This window comes from Streptomyces sp. SID11385 (assembly GCF_010548245.1).
In the GTDB taxonomy this organism is placed as follows: domain Bacteria; phylum Actinomycetota; class Actinomycetes; order Streptomycetales; family Streptomycetaceae; genus Streptomyces.
Window position 1 is genome coordinate 1 of sequence record NZ_JAAGLR010001120.1, and the last position, 9,717, is coordinate 9,717.

The following is a 9,717-nucleotide window of genomic DNA, read 5'->3' on the forward strand; positions in this document are numbered from 1 at the left end:
CAACGCGCCACGGCGAAGGCGGGGCCGAGCAAGGCTGATGTCCAGCTCCTGGACCGCGAGACGTCGCGTCGCATGGGCATCGAGGGGATGGTCCTCGCCGTGCGGCCGACCTCGGGCGCGGCGGGCAAGGCCAACGTGCAGGTGGACTACAGCGCGATTCGTGGAGCGTACGGAGCCGACTGGGCCTCGCGTCTGACGCTGAAGCAGCTGCCCGACTGCGTGCTCGACGCACCGGGTTCCGCCCAGTGCGGCACGGGGGAAACACTCGACTCGGTGGTGAACGACACTGCCGCCGGCACTGTCTCCGGCGTCGTCGCCTTGGGCAAAGCCGCTGTGCACGCGCAGTCCGATCCGGTCGAAGCCGCGCCGTCCACGGCGCGCTCGGCTACGGGTCTTTCGGCCACGAGCGGTACGGTCCTGCTGGCCGCCACGGCGTCTGCGTCGGGTGCTTCCGGTGACTTCGGGGCCACGTCGCTGGCGCCTTCGTCGAACTGGTCGGCCGGCGGTTCCAACGGTGGTTTCTCGTGGTCGTACGACATTGACACCCCGGAGGTTCCGGGCGGTGTCGAGCCGGAACTGTCCCTGGGCTACAACTCGCAGTCGGTGGACGGCCGTACGGCGGCGACGAACAACCAGGCGAACTGGATCGGTGACGGCTGGTCGATGGAGCCGGGCTACATCGAGCGCCGGTATACGTCCTGCTCGGACGATGTGGAGGACGGCAACGGCACCGACAAGAGCGGTGACCAGTGCTGGAAGTCGGACAACGCGGTCCTGAACCTGGGCGGCCAGTCGAACGTGCTCGTCAAGGACGAGACGAGCGGTGAGTGGCACCTGGAGAGCGACGACGGCACGAAGGTCGCCAAGCTCAGCAGCACGGACCGGGGCAACGGCGACAACGACGGCGAGTACTGGCGGGTGACCACGCCGGACGGTACGCGCTACTACTTCGGCTACAACCGCCTGCCCGGCTGGAGCACCGGCAAGCCCGAGACGAACTCGACGTGGAACACGCCGGTGTTCGGCAACCAGAAGGGCGAGCCCTGCCACGCGGACGCGTACAAGGACTCGTGGTGCCAGCAGGCGTGGCGGTGGAACCTGGACTATGTCGTGGACCCGCACGACGACGCGATGGCCTACTACTGGCAGAAGGAGACCAACTTCTACGGCCGCAACGTCAACCCGGACACGGGTGCCTCGACGGCGACCACGTACGACCGGGGCGGGTGGCTCGACCACGTCGACTACGGACTGCGCTCCGACACGGTCTACAGCAAGAAGGCCGCGGCGAAGGTCGCGTTCACGACGTCGGAGCGGTGCCTGAGCGACTGCGGCACGTTCGATTCGGCGCATGCGAAGAACTGGCCGGACGTCCCGTTCGACCGGTACTGCAAGAGCGGTGAGGAGTGCAAGGACCGGTACTCGCCGTCGTTCTGGACCCGCAAGCGGCTCACGAAGATCGATACCTCTGTCCTCGTAGGCGACGCCTACAAGCCGGTCGACTCCTGGGCGCTGGCCCACCAGTTCCCCTCGACGGGGGACGGTTCGTCCCCCGCGCTCTGGCTTGCCTCCATCCAGCGCACGGGCCACACCGGCACGGGTGACGTTACTCTGCCGAAGGTGACGTTCAAGGGGCAGCAGCTCGCCAACCGCGTCGAGGGAGCCACGACCGGCGGCCGCCCCGACCCCGTACCGCCGCTGGTGCGCTACCGCGTCTACGCGGTGAACACGGAGTCGGGTTCGACGCTCGGTGTCACGTACTCGGCCCCCGACTGCAAGCCGGGTGACATGCCGAAGCCGGAGTCGAACACCCGGCGTTGCTACCCGGTCATCTGGTCGCCGCCCGATTCCCCGGGAGCGGAGTACGAGCCGTACCTGGACTGGTTCCACTCCTACGTCGTCACCCAGGTCCTGGAGAGCGACAACACCGGTGGCGCTCCGGTCAAGGAGACGGACTACAGCTACCTCGACGGGCTCGCGTGGGCGAAGGAGGAGGCCGACGAGTTCACGAAGGCCAAGGAGCTCACCTACGGCGACCGCAAGGGCTACGGCCGCGTCCAGGTCCGTACCGGTGCTCCGGCCGAGGGCAAGCAGACCCTGACCGAGTACCGCTACTTCCGCGGCATCAAGGACGCCAAGGTCACCGACCACGAAGGAACCTCGGTCACCGACCACCCGGCCTTCGCCGGCATGACCCGTGAGGAAGCCACCTACAGCCAGGACGGCGGCACCCTCGAATCCACCACGAGCTACACCCCGTGGCACTCGGCAGCCACCGCCACCCACAAGCGTGACGGGCTGCCCACGCAGTACGCCTACGCGACCGGCGGCGCCACCGAGATCTCCCGCACCTCGCTGGGCGAGGACAAGTGGCGCACGACGCGCACCGAGCGGACCTTCGACGACAACGGCCAGCCGCTGACCGAGTCGGAGCTCGGCGACACCGCCAAGAGCGGCGACGAGGAGTGCACCACGACCTCGTACGCCAAGAACACGGACAAGAACATCCTGACCCTCGTCAAGGAGATCAAGACCACTGCGACGGCATGCGGCGAGTCCACGTCCCTGCCCGAGGACCTCATATCCGTCGAACGGCACTACTACGACGGCGCCACCAGCCTCGACACCGCCCCCACCAAGGGTGACGTGACGCGCCTGGACGAGCAGGACGACAAGGGCACCGGCTACCTCACCACAGCGACGCACACCTACGACCAGCACGGCCGTGAGCTGACCGAGACCGACGCGGACGGCAAGACCAGCAAAACCGCCTACACCCCGGCGACACTCGCCGCGCCGACCGAGGTCGTCGAGACGAACGCGCTCGGCCACGCCACCACGACCGAGTACGACCCCACCAGGGGCCTGGCCACCGGCATTGTGGACCCCAACGGCAAGCGCGCGGACGCCGAGTACGACGGCCTCGGCCGCACCCTGCGCACCTGGACCCCGGCCTGGCCCAAGAGCGCCCACGCCACACAGCCCGCCCAGGAATTCACGTACACCGTCTCCGCCACGGCCGCGAACACGGTCGCGACCAAGTCGCTCCAGTACGACGGCTCCTATGTCACCACCTACGAGATCCTCGACGGTCTGCTCCGCAGCCGCGAGACCCAAGTTCCCGCGTACGGGACGAAGAACCGACTGATCACCGAGACGCTCTACGACACCCGCGGCAACGCGTACAAGACCTACGACTCCTACTACGCGGACGGTGCCCCCTCGGCCACGCTGACCACCACGTCGGACAACAAGGTCCCGTCCATGACGGAGAACCTGTACGACGGTCAGAACCGCGTCACCGACTCCATCTCCCGCAAGTACGGCGACGAAACCTGGCGCACCCGCACCGAGTACGCCGGCGACCGCACAACGGTCATCCCGCCGTCGGGCGGCAAGGCGACCACGACGGTCACCGACGCGCGCGGCCGGACGAGCGAACTGTACGAGTACACGAACGCGGCCCGCACGGCCTCGCAGAAGACCTCGTACACGTACGGCAAGTGGGACGAGCCGCTCAAGGTCACCGACCCCGCGGGCAACACCTGGACGCACACCTTCGACGCACGCGGCCAGGAGATCCGCACCGACGACCCCGACAAGGGCACGACGACGACCGGCTACGACAAGCTCGGCCGCGCCACGACGGTCACCGACGCCCGCGGCGTCACACTGACCACCAGCTACGACGCCCTCGGCCGCGAGACATCGGTCAAGAAGGGCTCCACGACCCTGACCAGCCGCGTGTGGGACACAGTCGCCAAGGGCCAGCCCACCTCCAGCACCCGCTGGGTGGACGGCCAGGAGTACACGAGCGCGACGACCGCGTACAACGACGACTACCAGCCCACCGCCAGCACCGTCACCATCCCCGCCGCGGCGGGAGCGGTCGCGGGCACCTACGACTGGACGTTCGGGTACAACAAGTACACCGGACAGCAGGAATGGGTGAAGCAGCCCGCCGTCGGCAACCTGCCCAGTGAACGTGTCACCAGCGTCTACGGGGAGGGCAACCTGCCCTTCAAGACGACGGCGGGTTCCCTCGTTCTGGTCAACGACACCACCCGCGACGCATGGGCCCGCCCGACCCGGATCGAATTCGGGCCACTGGGCAAGAAGCTGTACCGCACCCGGGTCTATGACGAGCAGACCGGGCGCCTCACCCGTCAGATCACCGACCGCGACCTCGCCCCGCAGCGCGTGGACGATTCCACCTGGACGTACGACGACGCGGGGAACATCACCTCGCTGACGACCGCGTCCGGGCAGGACACCGCTCGCACGGTCGACACGCAGTGCTACACCCAGGACGCCCTCGGCCAACTCACCGAGGCGTGGACCGCCACAAAGGACTGCACTGCCAAGCCGTCGTCGACCACGGTCGGCGGCCCTTCCCCGTACTGGCAGTCCTTCACGTACGACGCGGTGGGCAACCGCACCGAGCAGGTCGACCACCAGAGTGGAGCCACCACCACCTACACCCAGCCCGAGCCGGGCAAGGCCCTGCCGCACGCCGTCCAGACCGCCACCGTCAAGGGCGGCACGGACGACGGCCGCAAGGACACCTTCGGCTACGACGACGCGGGCAACACCACCACCCGCAACCTCGGCACCCGCTCACAGTCCCTCGTCTGGGACGACGAACAGCACCTGAAGTCCTTGACCGAGAACGGCAAGAGCACCGACTACATCTACGACGCCGACGGCTCACGCCTCCTCACGCACCAGGCGGACGGCAGCACCACCCTGAGCCTGCCCGGTGGCAACGAACTCACCATCACCGCCACCGGCACCAAGGACGCCACCCGCTACTACACCCACGACGGCGAAACCATCGCCGTGCGGACCGGCAAGGGCTTCAGCTACCTCATCAACGACCACCAGGGCACCGCGCTGACCGCCGTCACCGCCGGAACCCTCCTCATCACCCGCCGCAAACAACTCCCCTTCGGCCAGACCCGCTCCGAGGACTCCGAAACCATCCCCGGCACCCGAGGCTTCGTCGGCGGCACCGACGACCCCACCGGACTCGTCCACCTCGGCGCCCGCGAATACGACCCCACCCTCGGCCGCTTCCTCTCCGTCGACCCCATCATCGACGAAACCGACCCGGCCCAGATGAACGCCTACTCCTACGCCCACAACAACCCCATCACCCAATCCGACCCCGACGGCCTCAAGCCGCCCGGCCCCACAAACAGCCCGGTCGAGGACACCTTCTGGGCTAAGGAGCGAGGCTTGAAGGCGGGCTACACCAAGAAGAGCGGCAAATACGTCTGGGTCCAAACCCCCAAGAAGGACAAGGCATCCCAGAAGGCATACGCCGCCTACAAGGCCAGCCCCAGCACCTACAAGGTCTTCCACTACGATGCCAAGAAGGCAGCAGAGGCAAAGGCCCAGGCTAAGAAGCGCGCAGAGAAGAGAAGGGATACGGAACGCCGCAAGAGAAACGGAATATTTGGCAGCATCATGAAGGGGAACTGGAAAGACGCTTGGGAGAACACCAAAGATGTGGCACCACACCTTGGAGTTGACATAGGTGTTGGCATCCTCGCGACCACCGGCACTGCAGTGTGTATCGCTTCGGTGGTCTGTGGGGGCGGTCTCTTCATTGTCGGGGCATCAGCTCTTCTCGTGGGAGGAGTCGCAGCGCATATGGCCGTAGGTACGCCGGAAGAGAATCGGGACCCCACGCACTACTTCGTGAGTACTGCAAAAGCGGAGGCTAAGGGGATGTTCTTCGGGGCGACGTTTGGGCGCGGACAGGCAGGCGCTATGTTTGCTGGGGTAAACACCAGCAGGGTGCCATCGAGTATAACCGGTCGAGCGGGATCGCAGCCGCTCTTCGCGGGGCTCGAAAAGAATGATTTCAGGGGAATGGCCTCTAGACTCACTGACTATGTCAAGGGTCTTTGGTAGTAAAACCCTGCTGGTGGCGTCGTCGAACGACGACGCCACCAGCGATTTTCACAGAAAGGCTACGCGAGCATGTGGGAAATAGTAGAGACATTGATCTTGCTGCTTTGCGCCGGGGTCGTCGGCCGTCTCGCGGTTCGATACTTCTCAAGGCAGGCAGGAAAGCGATCGATGACACTCGACACCACTGGCAGATTCGATATCCCTTGCCGCTTTTATGGTTCCGCGTCGCCTGGTCGGGGGGGGAGTAAATTTGGCCATTTGCTGGGTGGCGAGAATTCTCTGACCTTCCATGGCCGTGGCGGCTTCTCGGTCGTCATACCAGACGATTACGGCATGTCCGTGGAGAGAAGTTGGCGGCAAGGGAACTGTGTCGTCACTTTTACGTCCCCAGCATCATCAAAGGAGAACATCAGGCTACTCGTGAACAGTGTCGACGCCCAATCGATTGAGGTATACCGTTCGGGGATCCGATAGTTGGCCATTTGCATCTCCGGTGAACCTCTTTCATTCTGGGTAGCACAAATCAGCAGCGTATGGATAACCGCCCCGACGCGTGCGCAGGGCTCCGGCAAAGTCGTCCTACAGCCCTGTGGCGTGGGGTTTTGCAGGGGAAGAGGTGCGCGGGCATGTTCCGGTCCGGTTGGATGGAGGTTCCTACGCCTTCACACCCGACCAGGGGATCACGCCCGCGCGATGTCATCGTCCCTCATTCCCGCGCCTGTTCGCACGCCCGTCCCGGAGGATGAGCTCCTGGTCCAGTTGCTCGCCGGGATACCTGATCCGCGCCGGCGGCGCGGGGTCCGTCACCCGGTCGCCGCTCTGATCATGGTCGCGGTGTGCGCGGTGGTAACCGGAGCCCGGTGATTCACCGCGATCGGAGAATGGGCCCGGGACGCGGGAGCCGTCGCGCTTCAACGGCTGGGGCTGGACCGCGGTGGCGTGGACGAATCCACGTTGCGGCGCCTGTTCGCCCGCCTTGATGCGGACCGGCTCGACGTGGTGCTGGGCGCATCGGCCCTGGCCAGGACCGTACTCGTCGTAGGCCGCAGGGTGATCGTCATCGACGGCAAGACCGTCCGGGGTGCACGCGGCGGCGGTTCACCGGCACCGCACCTGCTCGCGGCCCTCGCCCACGGGTCCCGGGCGGTGCTGGGCCAGGTCGCGGTGAGTGAGAAGAGCAACGAGATCCCCGCCGCCCGGGAACTACTGCGGCTCCTCGACCTGGAGGGCACGGTCGTCACGATGGACGCGTTGCACATCTAGCACGACACGGCGGATCTGGTGGCCGGGGCCGGCGGTGACTATGTCCTGACCGTGAAGGGCGATCAGAACTTGCTGTACGCACAGCTCAAGGCCCTCCCCCGGGCCTCGGTACCCGCCATCACCAGGGACGGACACAGGACACGGGCGCCGTACCACTCGCACGATCAAAGTGGTCGACATGCCGACCTGGGTCGACTTCACGGCCGCCACACAAGTCGCCCAACTCCGGCGCACCGTCACCAGGAAGAGCAAACGGCCCGTCGAAATCGTCTACCTGATCACCAGCGCTGACGCCCGGACCGCGCCGCCCGCCGTCCTAACCGCTTGGGTGCAGTCACACTGGCAGATCGAGAACAGCCTGCACCGGGTCCGCGACGTCACCTTCGGCGAAGACCGCTCCCAGATCGGCACCGGCAACGCACCCCGCATCATGGCCGCCCTGCGCAACACCGTGATCTCCCTGCTCCGCCTGGCCGGACACCACAACATCGCCGCCGCCCTACGCCACCACGCCCGAGACACCGACCGCCCCATCAACGTGCTCCTGACAGCATGATCAACGATTTTGCCGGAGCCCTGACCCCGCCCCTAGTACAGGGACTTCCTCACTACTATGAACTCGTCCGCCAGCGCGCCTGGCAATAAGTCACGCGCGCTTTCTCCTGTTCCGCACAGATCCCGCAGATCGGACTCGCACCACCTTCACGCCGGACACCACCTGGCCAGTAAGCGGATCGCCTGTCAGTCTCATCCCAGAGCGCCTTCAAGCCCCGGTTTCGATGTCATCTAAGCATTTCGACGCATCAGCAGTGGTTCGCTTGCGCTCGCCTTCCCGATCCCCACCTGACGCCTCACAGGGCGCCTTTTCCTCCCACGCTCACCACGGCGGTCTTCAGCCAACGCGGCGGAAGGCGGTCGGATCCTCTCTCCGCAGAGCGACTGGGGGCCAAAACCCTCATCATCTGTGCAACACCATCTGATGCCTACCGACCTATCCGGCAGTCACCATCCGTTCAGGACACACGAAGGCCGTCGCTCTTTTCAGGGTCTCGATCGTCTGCTGCTGTTCACGGTTCACCTTGCGCAGCCGCCGCAGTTCCTCGCGCTCCGCGCCAGACAGCTCGTCCGGAGCACCCACGCCCTAGTCGGCCTTGGCCTTGCGGAACCAGCCCCGCAGGGACTCGGAGCTGATGCCAAGTTCCCGGGCGACGGCCGTGACCGTCTTGCCCGAGGAATTCACGAGCGCGATCGCGTCCCGCTTGTTTGATCGTGGATACCTGGAGACTGGGATTTTGAGGTTCCAGAGGAAGTAGCACCAGGTGGGAAGCAAGTATTACGAAGCGGTACACCGAGGAGTTCAAGGGGAAGGTTCACGAGCTCGGTAACCCACACGGTCGGTCCTAGTGTCCTGAGTCGTTAATTCGTGTGCAGTATGCGGCGAGGGTGTCGAGGATGTCGTCGGCGGTCTTCGTCCAGATGAACGGCTTGGGGTTCTTGTTCCACTCGTTGATCCAGCTGCGGATGTCCCTTTCGAGTTCGACGACGCTGCGGTGGGCCGAGCGGCGGAGTTTGCGGGAGGTCAGCTCGGCGAACCAGCGCTCGACGAGGTTGAGCCACGACGCCGAGGTGGGGGTGAAGTGCAGGTGGAAGCGGGGGTGACGCAGCAGCCACTTCTTGACCGGCTCGGTCTTGTGGGTGGCGTAGTTGTCCAGGACCAGGTGGAGTTCGAGGTGCTGGGGGACAGCCGCGTCGATGACCTTCAGGAAGCGGAGGAACTCCTGGTGGCGGTGTCGGCGGTAGTGCTGGGCGATGACCGAGCCTGAGGCGATGTCCAGGGCGGCGAAGAGGCTGGTTGTGCCGTGCCGAACGTAGTCGTGCGTCATCTTCGCCGGCGTGGTCGGCGCCATCGGCAGCACCGGTTGGGTTCGGTCCAGTGCCTGTATCTGCGACTTCTCGTCCACCGCCAGGACCAGGGCGTTCTCCGGCGGGGACAGGTAGATACCCACCACGTCGCGGACTTTGGTCACGAACTGCGGGTCGGTCGACAGCTTCCAGGTTTCCACGATGTGGGGCTTGAGACCGAACGCCCGCCAGATCCGCGAGACGGCCGACTGCGACATGCCCTCCGCCTCGGCCATCGAACGCGTCGACCAGTGCGAATCACCGGTCGGCGGCGCCTGGCCAAGCGTCCTGGCGACCAAGGCTTCGACCTGCTCGTCCGTGATCCTCCGCGGCGCCCCCGAGCGTGGCCGGTCCACCAGGCCCTCCAGCCGGTCCGCGGCGAACCGGGACCGCCACTTGCGCACCGTCTCCCGCGAGACACCCACGTCGTCCGCGACACGCGCGTTCGGCAGACCTTCCGCACACGCCAGCACGATCCTCGACCGCAGCACGAGCGCCTGCGAAGCGGTCTGCTTGCGCAACCAGCCCCGCAACACCCGGCGTTCGCGATCGGACAACTCCAGCGGCAACGGCTTCGGACCAGGCATCGCCCCACCCTATAACCGCAAGCGAACTACCGACTCAGGACACTAG

The 9,717-nt window shown here is 65.9% G+C and carries 5 protein-coding genes; 3 read left to right on the forward strand and 2 right to left on the reverse strand.

What is annotated here, in order from left to right:
• The first annotated feature begins 72 nt into the window (after positions 1–72).
• The 3 genes from G3I42_RS33885 to G3I42_RS33900 all read left to right on the forward strand — a co-directional run bounded on the left by G3I42_RS33885 (position 73) and on the right by G3I42_RS33900 (position 7,738).
• Positions 73–5,919, forward strand: a complete 5,847-nt coding sequence (locus G3I42_RS33885) for an RHS repeat-associated core domain-containing protein (protein ID WP_239096862.1) — start codon at positions 73–75, stop codon at positions 5,917–5,919.
• A 924-nt stretch (positions 5,920–6,843) separates the two neighbouring features.
• Positions 6,844–7,182 (forward strand): ISAs1 family transposase, encoded by a 339-nt coding sequence (locus G3I42_RS33895; protein WP_239096864.1) that lies wholly within the window; start codon positions 6,844–6,846, stop codon positions 7,180–7,182.
• A gap of 178 nt (positions 7,183–7,360) precedes the next feature.
• Positions 7,361–7,738 carry a transposase gene (locus tag G3I42_RS33900; RefSeq protein WP_239096863.1) on the forward strand — a complete coding sequence of 126 codons (378 nt, stop codon included), beginning with the start codon at positions 7,361–7,363 and terminating at the stop codon, positions 7,736–7,738.
• Positions 7,739–8,323: 585 nt separating this feature from the next.
• Here G3I42_RS33900 and G3I42_RS33905 read toward each other — a convergent pair.
• Both G3I42_RS33905 and G3I42_RS33910 read right to left on the reverse strand, forming a co-directional pair.
• The gene (locus tag G3I42_RS33905) at positions 8,324–8,512 is read right to left on the reverse strand and encodes a transposase (RefSeq protein WP_164291489.1); all 189 of its coding nucleotides are present in this window, start codon (positions 8,510–8,512) and stop codon (positions 8,324–8,326) included.
• Between the two features lie 70 nt (positions 8,513–8,582).
• On the reverse strand, positions 8,583–9,671 hold the full coding sequence (locus G3I42_RS33910) for an IS630 family transposase (RefSeq protein WP_164291490.1): 1,089 nt from the start codon (positions 9,669–9,671) through the stop codon (positions 8,583–8,585).
• Between the last annotated feature and the right edge of the window lie 46 nt (positions 9,672–9,717).